Annotated in this window: 14 protein-coding genes; 3 read left to right on the top strand and 11 right to left on the bottom strand. The window is 38.5% G+C overall.

Annotated features, from left to right (window positions below; all coding sequences use genetic code 11):
• Positions 1-48: 48 nt before the first annotated feature.
• Together AC6I5C_RS02430 and rnr are read right to left on the bottom strand one after the other, a co-directional pair.
• Positions 49-351 (bottom strand): YbjQ family protein, encoded by a 303-nt coding sequence (locus AC6I5C_RS02430; protein ID WP_497903780.1) that lies wholly within the window; start codon positions 349-351, stop codon positions 49-51.
• Positions 352-366: 15 nt separating this feature from the next.
• Complete coding sequence (gene rnr / locus AC6I5C_RS02425; protein WP_497903779.1) at positions 367-2,559, bottom strand: ribonuclease R; 2,193 nt, start codon at positions 2,557-2,559, stop codon at positions 367-369.
• Between the two features lie 648 nt (positions 2,560-3,207).
• On the opposite strand from rnr, the gene rpiB reads away from it, so the two are divergent.
• Genes rpiB through AC6I5C_RS02410 form a run of 3 tightly spaced genes read left to right on the top strand, consistent with a single transcriptional unit; the run spans position 3,208 to position 4,997 of the window.
• A complete protein-coding gene (gene rpiB, locus AC6I5C_RS02420; RefSeq protein WP_497903778.1) occupies positions 3,208-3,642 on the top strand; it encodes a ribose 5-phosphate isomerase B in 435 nt (144 codons plus the stop codon).
• Positions 3,643-4,554, top strand: a complete 912-nt coding sequence (locus AC6I5C_RS02415) for a cation diffusion facilitator family transporter (protein ID WP_497903777.1) — start codon at positions 3,643-3,645, stop codon at positions 4,552-4,554.
• The gene (locus tag AC6I5C_RS02410; RefSeq protein WP_497903776.1) at positions 4,554-4,997 is read left to right on the top strand and encodes a GNAT family N-acetyltransferase; all 444 of its coding nucleotides are present in this window, start codon (positions 4,554-4,556) and stop codon (positions 4,995-4,997) included. The genes AC6I5C_RS02415 and AC6I5C_RS02410 overlap by 1 nt, the downstream gene beginning before the upstream one ends.
• A 3-nt stretch (positions 4,998-5,000) precedes the next feature.
• Here the strand turns inward: AC6I5C_RS02410 and AC6I5C_RS02405 are convergent, their stop codons facing one another.
• From AC6I5C_RS02405 to AC6I5C_RS02365, 9 genes are all read right to left on the bottom strand, one after another.
• On the bottom strand, positions 5,001-5,843 hold the full coding sequence (locus tag AC6I5C_RS02405; RefSeq protein ID WP_053976554.1) for an OmpA family protein: 843 nt from the start codon (positions 5,841-5,843) through the stop codon (positions 5,001-5,003).
• Positions 5,844-5,913: 70 nt separating this feature from the next.
• A complete protein-coding gene (locus tag AC6I5C_RS02400) occupies positions 5,914-7,548 on the bottom strand; it encodes a S41 family peptidase (RefSeq protein WP_497903775.1) in 1,635 nt (544 codons plus the stop codon).
• 11 nt (positions 7,549-7,559) lie between these two features.
• Entirely contained in the window at positions 7,560-7,937 is a 378-nt protein-coding gene (rnpA, locus tag AC6I5C_RS02395; RefSeq protein ID WP_497903774.1) for a ribonuclease P protein component, read from the bottom strand.
• Position 7,938: 1 nt separating this feature from the next.
• Entirely contained in the window at positions 7,939-8,544 is a 606-nt protein-coding gene (gene pncA / locus AC6I5C_RS02390; protein ID WP_497903773.1) for a bifunctional nicotinamidase/pyrazinamidase, read from the bottom strand.
• A gap of 3 nt (positions 8,545-8,547) precedes the next feature.
• On the bottom strand, positions 8,548-9,954 hold the full coding sequence (locus AC6I5C_RS02385) for a nicotinate phosphoribosyltransferase (RefSeq protein ID WP_497903772.1): 1,407 nt from the start codon (positions 9,952-9,954) through the stop codon (positions 8,548-8,550).
• 125 nt (positions 9,955-10,079) lie between these two features.
• The gene (locus tag AC6I5C_RS02380; protein ID WP_497903771.1) at positions 10,080-11,678 is read right to left on the bottom strand and encodes a S8 family peptidase; all 1,599 of its coding nucleotides are present in this window, start codon (positions 11,676-11,678) and stop codon (positions 10,080-10,082) included.
• Positions 11,679-11,681: 3 nt separating this feature from the next.
• Complete coding sequence (locus AC6I5C_RS02375) at positions 11,682-12,539, bottom strand: MBL fold metallo-hydrolase (RefSeq protein ID WP_497903770.1); 858 nt, start codon at positions 12,537-12,539, stop codon at positions 11,682-11,684.
• Between the two features lie 82 nt (positions 12,540-12,621).
• A complete protein-coding gene (locus AC6I5C_RS02370) occupies positions 12,622-14,811 on the bottom strand; it encodes a SulP family inorganic anion transporter (protein WP_497903769.1) in 2,190 nt (729 codons plus the stop codon).
• Positions 14,808-15,656, bottom strand: coding sequence for a universal stress protein (locus AC6I5C_RS02365; RefSeq protein WP_497903768.1), 849 nt, complete (start codon positions 15,654-15,656; stop codon positions 14,808-14,810). The genes AC6I5C_RS02370 and AC6I5C_RS02365 overlap by 4 nt, the downstream gene beginning before the upstream one ends.
• Positions 15,657-15,710: the final 54 nt, after the last annotated feature.

Here is a 15,710-nt window from a genome sequence, read left to right as displayed (position 1 = left end):
GTTTCCAAATTCCAAATTGGAAGTACAAAAATACAATTCTGAATAATATTAGGCCTTTACCAACACTGCGGTTCCAGTAATGGAAACAATAATAATGGCAGAATTAGGAAAAGTTTCGATGTCCAATTTAATGCCTACAACAGCATTCGCCTTTAATTTCAAGGCATTATCACGTAATTGTTGAAAAGCCTCTTCCTTCACTTCATTCAAATTATCTTCCATGGATTGGTAATATTTTTCCATATTGAAAGTAAAAGCAGCCTTTTGCATTCTGGTGGAAACCCCTGAAACAATTCCCAAATAATCCAAAATTGGATGGCCTTCTATATTATCAGTTGTAGTTAAAATCATGTTATCAACACTTAGTTATACCTCTGGTTTTCCCACTAAATTAAAATCTAAATGCTTTTTAACCAAGTCGGTTTCCTTAACCGTTACCAATACTTCGTCACCCAACTGATACATATGTTTGGTTTCACGACCAATAATAGCGAATTGGGTTTCGTCAAATTCATAATAATCATCACGAATGTCTCGAATTCTCACCATGCCTTCACATTTATTGGAAATGATTTCCACATAAATTCCCCAATCGGTCACCCCGGAAATTACACCTAGGAAGGTTTCATCCTTATGGTCTTGCATGAACCTGATTTGCATGTATTTTATGGAATCACGCTCGGCCTTGGTTGCTAAGTATTCCATATCACTGGAATGCTTGCACTTGTCTTCAAAAATCTCTTCGTTCGCCGATTTTTCGCCATCCAAATACATTTGCAACAAGCGATGTGCCATGACATCTGGATAACGACGAATAGGAGATGTAAAGTGACTATAGTAATCAAAAGCCAATCCATAATGCCCAATATTGTGTGTGGTATATTCGGCTTTACTCATACTTCGAATCGTAAGCGTATCCACCAAATTCTGTTCTTTTTTCCCGTTTACTTCAGATAATAAATTGTTAAGCGAACTAGAAATACTTTTCCGATCCTTGAAATTCAATTTATATCCAAATCTAGACACCACACCTTGCAAAGCGGCCAATTTACTTTCATCCGGTTCGTCATGAACACGGTACACAAAAGTCTTCGGTGGTTTCTGTTTCCCAACAAATTCGGCTACTTTTTTATTGGCCAACAGCATGAATTCCTCGATCAATTTATTGGCATCCTGACTGGTTTTAAAGAATACGCCAACCGGATTATTGTCTTTATCCAAATTGAATTTCACCTCCACTTTATCAAAAGAAATAGCTCCAGCCCTCATACGTCTGCTTCGCATTTTTTTCGCCAAGTTATCCATGGTTAATATCGCATCGGCAATGGCTTGATCTGCCTTATAAGCCTTTCCTGTTAAGGACACTTCTTCCGGAATGTGGTTCAGTTCCGATTCAATGATGGCCTGTGCCTCTTCATAAGCAAAACGCGCATCGCTATAAGTCACCGTTCTACCAAACCATTGGTCCTTAACTTCTGCTTTGTCATTCATTTGAAACACAGCCGAAAAGGTGTATTTTTCTTCATGTGGTCTTAAGGAACAGGCATTGTTGGATAAAACTTCAGGAAGCATTGGTACCACGCGATCCACTAAATACACCGAGGTGGCCCGCTCATAAGCTTCATCATCCAACACGGTATTTGGGCGTACATAATGCGACACATCCGCAATATGGATTCCTATCTCATATAAGCCATTTTCAAGCACTCTAAAGGACAAAGCATCGTCGAAGTCCTTAGCATCCTTTGGATCGATTGTAAAGGTCAATATGTCTCGCATATCGCGTCTTTTAGCTATTTCCTCTTTGGTTATTGAGGTATCTAAATTGTTGGCGTACTCCTCTACTTCATAAGGAAATTCATAAGGCAAACCATATTCCGCTAATATTGAGTGTATTTCGGTATTATGATCCCCTGGTTTTCCTAAAACCTTAAGGATTTTACCGTAGGGACAATCGGCCTTTTCTGGCCAATCTTCCAAGGACACCAACACTTTGTCACCATCTTCAGCATCGTTGGTTTTATTGATAGGTACAAAAATATCCTTGTACATTTTATTGCTATCAGGAATTACAAACGCATAGTTGCTATGTAACTGAACCACCCCAACATACTCTGTTTTAGAACGTTTTAAAATTTGGGTCACTTCTCCTTCCTGGCGACCTCTAATACGTCTTTTATAAACGTAAAACTCAACCTCGTCACCATCCAACGCTCTGTTCATATTATTGGAGGCTATAAACACGTCATCTTCAAACTGATCGGAAATAATATACCCCGATCCTCTTGCGCTCATATCTACAATACCCGTATAATACTCCGTAGTAACAATAGCCTTAAACTTGCCACGTTCTACTTCTTCTATTTCCTGTTTTGCTTTAAGTTGCTGAAGTTTCTTAATGATCTGGTTCCTGCTGCTGGCATCGTTCACTCCAAGCTTAGCAGCAATCTGCTTATAGTTAAAGGTTTTGTTACGTTCCTTTTTTAAAATACTTAATATCGTATTGGTAAGGTTGGAAATCTCGTTGTTTGATTTCCTTCTTTTTTTCTTTCTAGCCATTCTCTTTTTTCTAATAGTAACAAATCTAAGCTTTAATATACTAAATCATATTTCTTTTACACTAAGATTTTAAAGGAATCCCTAAACAGTCTTCAATTAATCGGTTTCAACCAAAATTTGTCAATCCAAACGTTATTCACAATTAATACTATAATTACTTTTCTTTTTTGAAATTTTAAAAAAAATATTGTTGTTTATGATAGGTTGTTAATAACAGGTATAACTTTCTTGAATTTTATTTTGAAAACTCACAGTTTACGGACTATTAAAATGTTATTAACAATATTTATTTGGTTAAACACTTCATTTTGAATGAAATTTATACAGTTATCAAAACCTGTTTAAAACGAATGTTAATAGTTTTAGGCTAACAAGTTTTAGAAATCTTGATGTTTATAATGAAAAATTCAATGCTGAAAACTCATCCAAAAAAAGTGAAGTTATATTTTGGTCATCTCAATCCAATTCCTGTATTGAAAATAAAATTGACTTTTAAAAAAATATCTTTCAGAATTTAATTAACACTTATTAACAACTTATAAAGAGAAATACTAAAAGTAATGAACCGTTACTTTAAAATGTGCATAACTATAGGTTGTATGGGGGCATTTTGTACCTTTGTAGCTTTAAATCAATTTAATACATACAATGAACATTTCAATCGGTAACGATCACGCAGGAACAGAGTATAAATTTGCTATTGTAAAGCATTTGGAAGCTAAGGGATATACTGTTAAAAACTATGGAACAGATAGTAATGACAGTGTAGATTATCCAGATTTTGTACATCCTGTGGCAAATGATGTGGAAAGCAAAGCTGCAGATTTTGGAATTATTATCTGCGGTAGCGGCAATGGTGCCAACATGACAGCCAACAAACATCAAGGTGTACGTTCTGCGCTTTGCTGGACAAAGGAAATTGTAACCTTAGCCAGAGAGCACAATGATGCCAATATATTGAGTATTCCAGCGCGTTTTACCGCGCTTCCACAAGCCATTGAAATGGTAGATGCGTTTTTGGAAACCCAATTTGAAGGTGGACGCCACCAAAACCGTGTGAACAAGATCCCAGTGTCTTGCTAAATGGGGCATTCACACTCACATACACATTTACACGCTAGTACAAAAGATAGAAATCTTATGGTTTCTATCTTTTTAAATATACTTATCACCGTAGCCCAGGTTATCGGTGGGCTAATTTCTGGAAGTTTATCTCTGTTAAGTGATGCACTTCATAATTTTAGCGATGTCCTATCGCTTATTGTAAGTTACGCGGCATCAAAACTTTCTAGACAAAAAGCCTCCATCAACAGAACTTTTGGCTTTAAACGTGCCGAAATATTAGCAGCCTTTGTAAATGCCATTACCTTGGTAGTAGTGGCTATTTTGTTGATAATTGAAGCTATCAAACGTTTTAAAGCGCCACAGGAAATTGAATCCAATTTGGTTATATGGTTATCTTTAATAGCCATTGGGGCGAATGGGTTTAGTGTGCTGTTGTTGAAAGGTGATTCAGAAAAGAATATTAATATCCGTTCTGCCTATTTACATCTGTTAACAGATATGTTGGCAAGTGTTGCTGTGTTGGTTGGTGGACTGTTAATGAAGTATTACCAACTGTTTTGGGTAGATAGTGTGCTTACCTTTTTAATTGCACTTTACCTTATTTGGGTAGGCTACGATTTATTAAAGACGTCTACCAAAATGTTGATGTTGTTCACACCAGATCACATTAACATAAAGGATGTCGTGCGAGCTGTAAACAAATTGCCTAAAGTGAGTAAACTACATCACGTTCACATATGGAATTTGAGCGATCATGAATTGCATTTGGAAGCGCATTTAGATTTAAATGAAGATATTTCTATAACGGAGTTCAACGAACTTTTACATGAGATAGAAGAACTGTTGCACCATAAGTTTGAAATCAATCATGTTACCATACAGCCAGAATTCAACAAAAAAGATCCTAAAGAAGTGATCGTTCAAGATTAATGTTGTCAATAACTATTAAATATTTTTCAGAATTGACGGTTCCAGAACTGTATGATCTTTTGCGCTTAAGATCTGAAGTGTTTGTGGTGGAACAGGATTGTGTTTATCAAGATGTAGATAACAAGGACCAAAAGGCTTTACATGTTTTGGGTTATGAAGGCAATACTTTGGTAGCCTACACTCGATTGTTCAAACCTAGTGATTATTTTGAACAGGCTAGCATTGGAAGGGTTGTGGTGGCTGCTAACAGACGGAAACATAAGTATGGATACCAAATAATGGAAACTTCTATTGAAGCTATTTCTGAATATTTCAATGAGAAAACCATTAAAATATCGGCACAGTGTTACCTGCAACAATTTTATAACAATCTTGGATTTAAGGAAATTGGAGAATCCTATTTAGAGGATGGCATTCCACATATTGCCATGCTGAGAAACTAGGTTTTATTTGCTAGCTACGCCTCCAACGTAAGTAACCAAAATTTCTACGCGTCTGTCAAATTTAGGATCGCCACCAAGTGGAAATAGACGACGCATTCCAACGTATTTCATACGCTTTTTATCAACGCCTCTTTTGGCTAAATAATCATAGATATACTTGGCCCTGGCTACAGAAAGATTACGCTTTTTGGTCTTTCTGTCTATGGCATCCCTGCTGTTTTGAGTACAGCACACATGACCTTGAATGGTGAAGTAAATATCGTCCCGTTCCACCATAACTTTGGCAAGTTCTTCTAAAGTTTTAATGGATTCCGGAAGTAAATAACTGTATCCAGTTTTGAACAAAATATTATCAAGAGTGAATTTATCTCCAGCCTTTAAATCTCCTTTTAATTGCTCTGTAACATCCATTTTTTTAGGTTCCTCGATAACTACTCTTGGTGGATTGTATGGATGTACGATAATTTCAACTTTTCGGTTAAGGCCTCTTATTTTATTAACATCTTGCTCTTTTACAACCTTCAAAAGTACTTCTCCCTTGCCATCAACGTTGGTAATCACAGATTCGTCAAATTCATTATTGGAGAAAATAGTTTTAATGGAATTGGCTCTTTGTTGGGAAAGTTTTAAGTTGTAGGTATCACTTCCGCGGTCGTCCGTAAAGCCATAAATGGATATTTTTTCAATATCCAAACCTTCAATTTCAGAGAGAAATAACAGTAATCTATTGTGCTCAGTTGGTGGAACTTCAAACTTGTCAGTTTCGAAATATACCTCGTGGGTTAGATCTTGTTGGGCACATAAAAATTGTGTAATTAAAATAAAAAATGCTATTAATTTTTTCATTATTATTACAATAAGGGGAAATAAATATACTTTATTTTTCTACTTTTTAAAAATGTACTTAAGAATTTTTTTACTTCAAGTACCCTTGATAGGTCGATAAATTCCCCAAAATTTCGGTAGCTTTTTGAATTTCAGTGTTGGTAGCTATGTAATAAGTATACAAACCTTCTCTGTAAAAATAACGCTTAACGATCTCGTCAGATAATAAAGAAGACAATTGTGTTTTATCGGCGTCTACAGCTTGGTTTTTATAGGAATTTAAAGCTTTAACCAAGGCATCATACTCTGGATTGACCACTGATTTTAACTGTTCTTCTTTTGCTACCTCAAGAGCATCGTCAAAAGCCTTTTCAGTCTTGGTTTCAAAATTGAAATTATTGGTTTTCAAAAAGTTTTTAAAATCTTTAAAATCGGCATCTGTAAACTTAAAACTGTTCAAATCTGCTACTTTATGGTTGTAATAGTACTTTGTAGCATAATCAAAAATGAGATTGTCGTTTAAGATTGCTGTAGTAATTGGACTGTATATAGATTCCTCCATTTCTACATCTGGTTGGATACCCCCACCGTCATATACAGTTCTTCCTTTTTTTGTTTTAAACGCATTGTAATTTTCCTGTTTTACTCTGGTTGCTTTTCCTTCTTCATCCCTGTTCCAGTAGTCCAAAGCCTGAATACAACGGCCAGAAGGTGTGTAATATCTTGAGATGGTAATTTTCATATGGGTGCCATATACCAACGGTTTAGGGCGTTGTACCAAACCTTTTCCAAAGCTTCGAGCTCCTACCACTACGGCACGATCCAAATCCTGTAAAGCTCCTGATACAATTTCACTGGCGGAAGCACTGCGACCATCAATTAGCACTACCAAAGGGATTTCCGTATCCAAAGGTTCTTTTGAGGTATAATAGGTCTTGTTATATTTTTTTACTTTAGATTTCGTGGTAACCACCAATTGGTTTTGTGGCACAAAAATATTCACCACATTTACGGCTTCACTTAATAAGCCTCCAGGATTACCTCTAAGGTCTAAAATCAATTTTTTAGCCCCTTCTTTTTTTAGACTTCTTATGGCATTGATGGTTTCAGCAGAAGCTTTTTCGTTGAATTTTCGCAACACCACATAACCAGTTTGGTCATTCACCATAGAATAATGGGGTACGGCATGAATCTCTACAGCTTCGCGTTTTATAGTGGCCGTATGAGTTTTTCCTTGACGTAAATAAGTCACATTTACATTGGTACCAGCGGCCCCTTGTAACAAGTTTCCTGCATCGTCCTTGAAATCGGCAACCACAACATTCTCAACTTTAATGATTTCATCACCGGCTTTTAGGCCAGCTTTATCGGCGGGATAATCTTTATAAGGCTCAATGACTACCAATTTATCTTTAAGCGTCAAAATACTGGCGCCTATGCCTGTATAGTCTCCTGTATTGTTAATTCTAGAGGCTTCCACATCCTGTTCGTTCATAAAATTGGTATAGGGATCCAAATCCTCCAACATACTTTTAATGGCCGTATCCATTAACTCGCCAGGATTGGTTTCATCAACATAGTTCATGTTGAGTTCTTTGAAAAGAGTGGTGAAGATTTCTATCTGTTTGGCAATTTCAAAAAAATCACTCTTAAAAGCAGTTCCCGTTAAAAAAATTGAGGCAATAATAACCGGAACAAGGATATGTTTACGTAATCGATGTTTCATAGCAGTAACGTTTAATCTAGGGTAATCGTTTGTGTAAATTTTGTGAGCAGTTGCTTCATTTTTTTGTCAACTTGCTCAAAAGATTTACCATCTTTACCAATGTACAAAATCATTAACGCATAAGGCTCACTTATGTTGTTAAAAAAAGTTGGTTTGTTCAATCTATAGGCCTCTCGCATAAGTCGTTTTATACGGTTGCGATCGGTGGCATTTTTGAATCGTCGCTTGCTTACGGACACCCCAGCCTTAATTAAAGTGCCATCGGCATGGGGCGTTGGCAAATAAATCATTTTTAATGGGTAGGCCGAAACCGATTTGCCTTCTTCAAACAAATGGGAAATGACAATCTTGCTTTTAAGTTTTTCTGAAGCGTTAAACGTATATTTCATACTAAAGATTTGAGGTCTCTACAAGATGAACTTTATGCGCCTTTAAATCGGTTAATGCAGCCTCATAGCTGGCCTGATCTATATAGCGGGTAGCATCTGTAAGGTAGTAGGTATTAAAACCGGCTAATTTAGCATCTTTTGCGGTATAATACACACAATAATCGGCCGCCAATCCACACACATAGACATCGCTTATCCCCTTTCCTTTTAAATAAGCCTCTAAGCCCGTAGCATTGCTATGGTTGTTATCATAAAAAGCACTGTAGCTATCAACTTCTATATCCATCCCTTTTCTAAAAATAGCGGCAACTTTATCGGTATGAAGTGCTTCCGAAAATTGGGCACCATTACTACCCTGTACGCAATGGTCAGGCCACAATACCTGTAGATTTCCATATAAGTCAATCACATCAAGTACCTGTGCTTTTTCATGATTGGACGCAAAGCTTTTATGGGTTTTGGGATGCCAATCCTGTGAGGCTACAACCAAATCAAATTTTGATTGAATAGCATTGACTATGGGAATGATGGCATCGCCATCGGGAACTGCCAAAGCACCTCCGGGTAAAAAATCATTTTGAATGTCTACTAATATTAATGCCTTCATACCTTAGCGTTTCAGTTTTTCCTTTTTTAATTGGTTTCTTAAAGCTTCCAACTCGGGGCTTAACCCTACTTTATAGATATGTGGATAAGCAAAGCGCTTGTGTTCAATAGGCAATTTCTCTAGGTTTTGTTTAGCAATGTTGGCTAGTTCCTTGGCTGATAATTCGGGATGTAAACGCTTACCTTCCTTGAGTACTACCTGAAGCAATGGAACCGCTTGATATGGAGACAAGGCCATTTGTTTGTGTGGTTCGAAAGGATGTGCCATGGTGTTGGGAGCGTCCAAATCATCTAAGGTAATGGCATCGGCAATATGCTGTTGTTCTTCATTGAAATAACGGTAGACCTGCTTTTCTCCTGGGAAGTTCATTTTCTTTAAATTCTCCGAAATCTTGATTCGAGGGGTATTGTTAAAACTGCACAGTTTGTAAACCCCGTCCAAGGCAGCACTCTCCTTGCCTACTACCAAATTGGTGCCTACCCCATACAAATCAATTTGTGCCTGTTGTTCTTTTAAACTTCGGATTACATGTTCGTCCAATTGGTTGGAGGCTGCAATTTTTACATAGGGCAATCCAGCGTCATCCAACTGTTTTCGGGCGGCTTTTGATAAATAGGCCAAATCGCCACTGTCCAACCGAATGCCCAAAAGTTTTTCGCCTCTGGCTTCCATTTCCTTGGCCACGGTAATGGCATTGGGAACCCCTTGTTTTAAAGTATTATAGGTATCCACCAAAAGCACGCAATTGTGGGGTCTGGTTTCGGCAAAATCACGGAAGGCCGTGAGCTCATCATCATAACTTTGAATAAAGGCGTGGGCCATGGTTCCTGAAATAGGGATGTCGTAGGCTTTTCCTGCCAGTACATTTGAGGTATGATCGAACCCTCCAATAAAGGCTGCTCTGCTGGCCTGCATACCTGCCAATCCTTGGGCACGGCGCAAACCAAATTCTGCCAAACTTTTGGAATCACCTGCAATATGCCTGATCCTACTGGCTTTGGTAGCTATCAAAGATTGAAAGTTTAAGGTGTTGAGGAGATAGGTTTCTATAAGTTGACACTCCAAAATAGTACCGTTCACCGTTAAAATAGGAATAAACGGAAACACAATAGTGCCTTCGGGCATGCTCTTGATAGTACCCTTAAACTGGAATGTTTTTAAGTATTCTAAAAAGCCCTTATCAAATCCTTCCGAAGCCAAATACGCAATATCCTCCTCAGAAAAGGTAAAGGTTTCCAAGTGCGACAGTACTTCTTCCAAACCACAAAATAGCACATACCCTCCTTCAAAAGGAGTCTTTCTAAAGAAATAATCAAAGGTGGCTGTCACCTCGTGTTTTTGCTTTAAAAAGTAGGATTGTCCCATGGCTAGCTGGTACAAATCGGTATAAAGTGCAGATTGTAAATCCATGGTCTTAAAGTTTCTTATAAAAATACGGTATGTTTTTTAGAAAACCTCCACGCAAGTTTGAAATTGGTTGAATGACATATATTTATAAAAAAAACATCAATAAATTATGTTCTCCGAAACCTTTTTTACTTCAATTTAGAAGCCATCAACAAGGCATTATAAAGATTAACAATATGCCCTGATTTTGATAATTTTTGAAAGGCTTGAATGTTTGTGGAATCCTTTCCAACCTGTACTTCTAAAGGTAAAGCTACACCAGATTCCATGATGATCTGTTTTACCTGTGAGGCGCTTAAATGCGGATAATGCGAACGTATTAAAGCTGCCACACCGGCCACGGCTGGAGCAGCCATAGAAGTACCATTTTCACTTTTATAGGCATTGTTAGGGATGGTAGAATAAATCTCGCTACCTGGAGCAAACACATCTACATTTTGTTGGCCATAGTTGGAATAATCGGCCACTACCTTGGTGCCATAAGTTGGGTTAAGGGCACCTACAACCAAAAAGTTGTTTGCTATTTCCTTACCGTTTACCACATCATTTGGAAAGGAAGGAGTTACATCTAAATTATAGGCATCATTGCCAGCACTTATTACCAAAAGCACATCGTGCTGTGCTGCGTATATAATGGCATCGTGTACCCATTCACTGTGAATGGAAAAGTACTTTCCGAAGCTTCCATTGATAATCTTGGCTCCGTTGTCTACCGCATAGCGAATGGCCAAAGCAACGTCCTTATCGTATTCGTCGCCATTGGGAGTGCTGCGAATAGCCATTAGTTGTACATTGTTGGCAACCCCGTCTACTCCAATCTGGTTGTTGCGTTCTGCAGCAATAATTCCTGCCACATGGGTACCGTGGGTTTCTTCTGGATCGTGTGGTTTTACATTGTTGTCACCATAACCAACATCTGATAAATTTTCTGGATCGTCCCCTGTAGTTCTTCCGTGGAAATCTTTATTCAAATGGTAGTCTAAATGATCATTGATAAGTACTAAATCATTTTTGATAGCCTCCTTGAAGTCTGATAAGGAATCATACCCCACAGTATAGTATTTAACAATTTCAATGGCAGTTAATAACGATTGGTTGTTGGTGCTAATACTGTCAATATCTGCTTTGGAATAAGTGCTTTTCTTTAAGTGGGTGGACAAGTAATAGTCTGCCGTTAACAACTGTGCCGTGATCTTATCGTAAGTATCCTTTAGATTGCTGTATTTTTTAAATTCTTCTTCGTATTTAGCTTCTGCTTCGGCATACTGCGGATGGGTGGTGTCTCCCTTTGCCAACACACGGGTGTACTCAAATTGCTCGTTGTAAGTATCGCCCAAAAAGTTCCAACCGTGGATATCATCCATATATCCATTGTTATCGTCATCTATCCCATTGTTGGGAATTTCATTGGGATTGGTCCAAATAACATCGTTTAAATCTTCATGGTCAATATCCATCCCCGAATCTATTACCGCTACCACAGTAGTTTTGCCTTGTTGGTTCTTAAGAAGCTCCTTATAGGCCCTGTCTACACTCATTCCAGGAATGGTGTCGGTCAAGAGGTCCAAATGGCCCCAATGGTGTTCTTCCTTTTCGGTTATGGGTGTTTTCTTGTAGAAGGATTGGGTGACTTTTTCCATGGAAACACCGCTTACACGGGTACTTCCACATCCTACCAAAAAAGGGGTAATAAGGGCTGTTGCAAAAACAAGTTTCAAGGCTTTCATAGGCTAAAAGATATCGTTACAATGTAGGACATCCTTCATGCGAACGCCTTTTTCGGTGTGTTGTACGGTGATGATTTCATTATGGGCATCATGTTCCAAAAATAAGTAGAAATTATTGTCGGCTGCCATGTTCAGGAACAGTTCTTTTTCATCAAGGGTCAACAAAGGTCTGGTGTCGTAGCCCATCACAAAAGGCAATGGCAGGTGACCAGCGGTAGGTAATAAGTCGGCCATAAAACAAATGGTATTTCCTTTGTAATGAATCATCGGAATCATTTGTTTGTCTGTATGTCCATCGGCAAAAAAGATGTCGAAGCCTAAGGGAGAATCTTTTAAAATGTTGCCTTTTGGAAGCTCGGTAAATTTTAACTGTCCGCTTTCCTCCATTGGGAGAATGTTCTCTTTTAAGAAAGAGGCCTGTTCCCTCCTATTAGGTTTGGTTGCCCATTGCCAATGGTCGGCATTGCTCCAAAACGCAGCGTTTTTAAAAGCGGGCTCATACCCTGTTCTATCGGCATTCCATTGAATGCTCCCGCCACAGTGGTCAAAGTGCAAATGGGTCATAAACACATCGGTAATATCATCTCTGTGGAAGCCATATTTAGCTAAGGATTTGTCTATAGTATCATCGCCCCACATGTAGTAGTAGCCAAAAAACTTGTCGCTTTGCTTATCGCCCATTCCCGTGTCTATCAAGATAAGCCTATCACCATCTTCAATTAACATACAGCGTGCTGCAATGTCTATCATGTTATTGGAATCGGCAGGATTGGTACGTTGCCAAAGAGATTTAGGGACTACGCCAAACATGGCTCCCCCGTCAAGCTTAAAGTTTCCTGATTCTATAGGGTAGAGTTTCATATCAAAATATTTTTATGCAAATTATGAAAAGCCGAAGGATTATTGGGTATCGTTTAGAGAATATTAAGAATGCCCAAAGGAATTAATCAATGGTTATTTGAAGGCGTTTGCCAAAGTCTAATAATGCCTTTAACTCCTTGATACTGGCCAAGCGTTCTTTGCTGAAAATAAGCAAACTTTTACCATTGGACTCAATATGATAATAGGGATTGCTTTCAAAAAAGAGTACCAATTCATCATTAAAGAACGACGTTATGCCTTCTATATCTTCACCTAATAAATAAAAGCGTTTGGAAAAGTCGTCGTGGTCTTGGATGGGGATGTCCTTAAAACCTGCAAGGGCATATACTTTTTCTAAAAAGCCTTCGCGGTCTAAGGTGAATATGGGCACTTCATTTTCAAGATCAATGTGTAACATGGTGGTACGCACCACTTCCTTGGCAATAAATTCTCCTTCGGAAAACTCAATATCAAAGAGATTGATGGAATGAATATCGTTAAAAAGACGGTTATAAATATGGTTGATTTGTTTGGTCTTGAAGAACAAAAAGTCCTTAAGAAACAAGGTGTCCTTACACTTGGTGGGGTTATAACCCAATGAAAAATCCTCGGCAATGGTTTGTAGTTGCGATTGACGTTTGGTTAAGTGGCGTCCAAACAATCTCGTTCCGGAAAGTTTTCTTCTAATGGCCAAAGGATGTTCAGAATCGGCCTTGTAGGTGTCCAAGCCAACAATTTCAAAATGGCCATCATTTTTGGTGAACATATCTTGGTAACCGTTGAGGTTTTCCATGACCGTATGGTCTACAAAATTACATAGCGAAAAGTCTACAATAACATCACATTGCGGTGGAATGGCGTCCAGTTTTTCCTTCAGCTTATAGTAGTTTAAAAAACTGCAGAAATGTTTCACACTTACATAATAATTGCCATTGTCCTCTTTGTACATCAGAACGTTGGGTTTCATCAAGTTTCTTACAAAAAGCATAAAACTTTTGTTGATGATGATATGAATGATCAACGTGGTAATAACCCCGGAAATAATCCCTGTAATCAAGCCAATCTTAAGGGTTACAAACAAGGTTACAAAGAAAATGATCAGCTGTTCCTTTCCTATAAAAATAATATTCCTGATGACGGTTGGAGAGGCCAACTTATATCCTGTAAATACCAAAATAGCCATAAGGGCTGGTAATGGTATTCGAGTAAGCTGTGTACTGAACAGAACAATAAAAATTACCAAAAAGAAGGCATGAAAGAAGTTGGATGAGGTATTGCTGCCGCCATTGTTGACGTTTACCGAGCTTCGGGCTATCACGGTTATAACATTAAGTCCACCCAAAAAACCACTGCCTATACTGGCAACCCCTAGTGCTTTCAAATCTTTATTAACGTTGGAACGTCTGTTTTCAGGATCCAATTTATCCACAGCTTTAATGCTCAATAAAGATTCAATGCTCGCAATTAATGTTAGGGCCAAAACACTGGACCAAAAAGGAACACTTCCCAATTGACTGAAATCCACCGTAGGGATTTGAGTGATGATTTCGTTAAAATGTGGAATGCCCGAAACCATATAGCTTTTACTAATTGGGTTGTCTTCATGCAGCACCAATTCAAAATAATAACTAAAGCCAATAGAGAGCAAAACAATCCACATGGGGGCAGGAATCAGTTGCAGGTATTTGTTGCGCAGTTTGGGGTAAATAACCATAATTATTAAACTCACCACACCAATAATTGCGGCAAAAATCAAACCTTTCCTTTCGTAATGAAGAGCATCATTGATGGTTACAGGAATCTCTATCAGGTAATCCATGGCATCGGTCCGCTGTATTTTGTGTGCCAGCATGATATGGAACTGCTTACCCAATATGATAAGTCCAATGGCAGCCAACATCCCCTGAATGGCAGAGGAAGGAAAGAAGTCGGACAGTTTGCCTAATTTCAAAAAACCAAGAGCAATCATCACCAATCCAGAACAGATTACGGCCGCATAAGCACCATTGAGTCCCAAAGCTGTAATGGCTACAAGTGTAACGCCCACCATACCGTTACCAGGTCCTGTGATGGTAACATGGCTACCTCCAAGGATGGATACCACAAGGCCACTAACTATGGCAGTAATTACTCCTGCAATGGGCGGTGCTTCACTGGCCATGGCCAATCCCAATCCCAAAGGAAGTGAAATAAGGCTGACCACAAATCCCGAAAAAATGTTGCGAGGGAGTTGGTTAAAAAAGATCTTTATGTTGTTTTTCCTTGGGCTCACTGTACAATCAAAACATCGGTTGGCAATTCGGTTAAAATGTATTCAATGTCATGCGGAAACAGGCGGTCCCAAAACGACATTTTTAAGGGAGCGTTCATAACCAGTAAATCGGCACGCACCACTTCCGCATAATGCCCAATGGAATAGCCTCGTTTTCCAAAGATAGGCTGTGTTTTTACCAACACAGAGTCTTTATATTCTTGGGGAATTTCAGCAATTATTTTTTTCACCCTAGAGTCTTCTCTAAGGACCAAACGTTCCTTAACAATATTGGCTTTTCTAAGGGATCTATGGTCTTCAACACTTACCGCTACCTGTTGTTTGGTAATTTCTTCCACAACCGTAATCTTATTGGAACCTAATTTGTTGGCCACAAAAAAGGCCGCCGAAATGGCTTCTTGGGTTCTGGGATCTTTCAACCCGTTTACGACAATATGTTGACACGGCACACGCTGAACCGAAGGCTTGGTGAGCAACAAAATGGAACACTTGGCCTTACGGGTAATTTTTCGGGCAATGGAACCCACATAGTACTTTAGAAGGTTTTCACGTTTTAATGCACCAATAATCAAAAGGTCAATATTATAGGTTTTTGTAGCCGACAATATCACTTCCACAGGATCTCCAGTTTTAAAAACGATTTGATAGGAGAGTTGCTGAGCAATAAAGGGCTGTAGGACCTCTTCAATTTCTTTTTCTTTTTTTTCCGAAGCTTCCCCAACATGAATCAAGAGCAACTTACAGTCAAAAAATAGAGCTAGTCGAGACGCTTCATAAATGTTGGAAACGAGGTTAGGAGAGAAGGCAACGCCAATGCCAATGGTATGAAAAGGCTTTAAAGTCAAGGTTTGGTTTTGTGTTGGATGGGCAAGATACTATTTTTTTAAAAATTGAATATT

This window comes from Mangrovimonas sp. sgz306409 (genome assembly GCF_059735265.1).
Note: the sequence above shows the minus strand (reverse complement) of the source record. Positions and strands in the feature narration are given on the sequence as shown.

Coding starts and splice junctions, on each gene's coding strand:
- AC6I5C_RS02430 (WP_497903780.1), bottom strand. CDS start 351: ATGATTTTAACTACAACTGATAATATAGAAGGCCATCCAATTTTGGAT.
- rnr (WP_497903779.1), bottom strand. CDS start 2,559: ATGGCTAGAAAGAAAAAAAGAAGGAAATCAAACAACGAGATTTCCAAC.
- rpiB (WP_497903778.1), top strand. CDS start 3,208: ATGAACATTTCAATCGGTAACGATCACGCAGGAACAGAGTATAAATTT.
- AC6I5C_RS02415 (WP_497903777.1), top strand. CDS start 3,643: ATGGGGCATTCACACTCACATACACATTTACACGCTAGTACAAAAGAT.
- AC6I5C_RS02410 (WP_497903776.1), top strand. CDS start 4,554: ATGTTGTCAATAACTATTAAATATTTTTCAGAATTGACGGTTCCAGAA.
- AC6I5C_RS02405 (WP_053976554.1), bottom strand. CDS start 5,843: ATGAAAAAATTAATAGCATTTTTTATTTTAATTACACAATTTTTATGT.
- AC6I5C_RS02400 (WP_497903775.1), bottom strand. CDS start 7,548: ATGAAACATCGATTACGTAAACATATCCTTGTTCCGGTTATTATTGCC.
- rnpA (WP_497903774.1), bottom strand. CDS start 7,937: ATGAAATATACGTTTAACGCTTCAGAAAAACTTAAAAGCAAGATTGTC.
- pncA (WP_497903773.1), bottom strand. CDS start 8,544: ATGAAGGCATTAATATTAGTAGACATTCAAAATGATTTTTTACCCGGA.
- AC6I5C_RS02385 (WP_497903772.1), bottom strand. CDS start 9,954: ATGGATTTACAATCTGCACTTTATACCGATTTGTACCAGCTAGCCATG.
- AC6I5C_RS02380 (WP_497903771.1), bottom strand. CDS start 11,678: ATGAAAGCCTTGAAACTTGTTTTTGCAACAGCCCTTATTACCCCTTTT.
- AC6I5C_RS02375 (WP_497903770.1), bottom strand. CDS start 12,539: ATGAAACTCTACCCTATAGAATCAGGAAACTTTAAGCTTGACGGGGGA.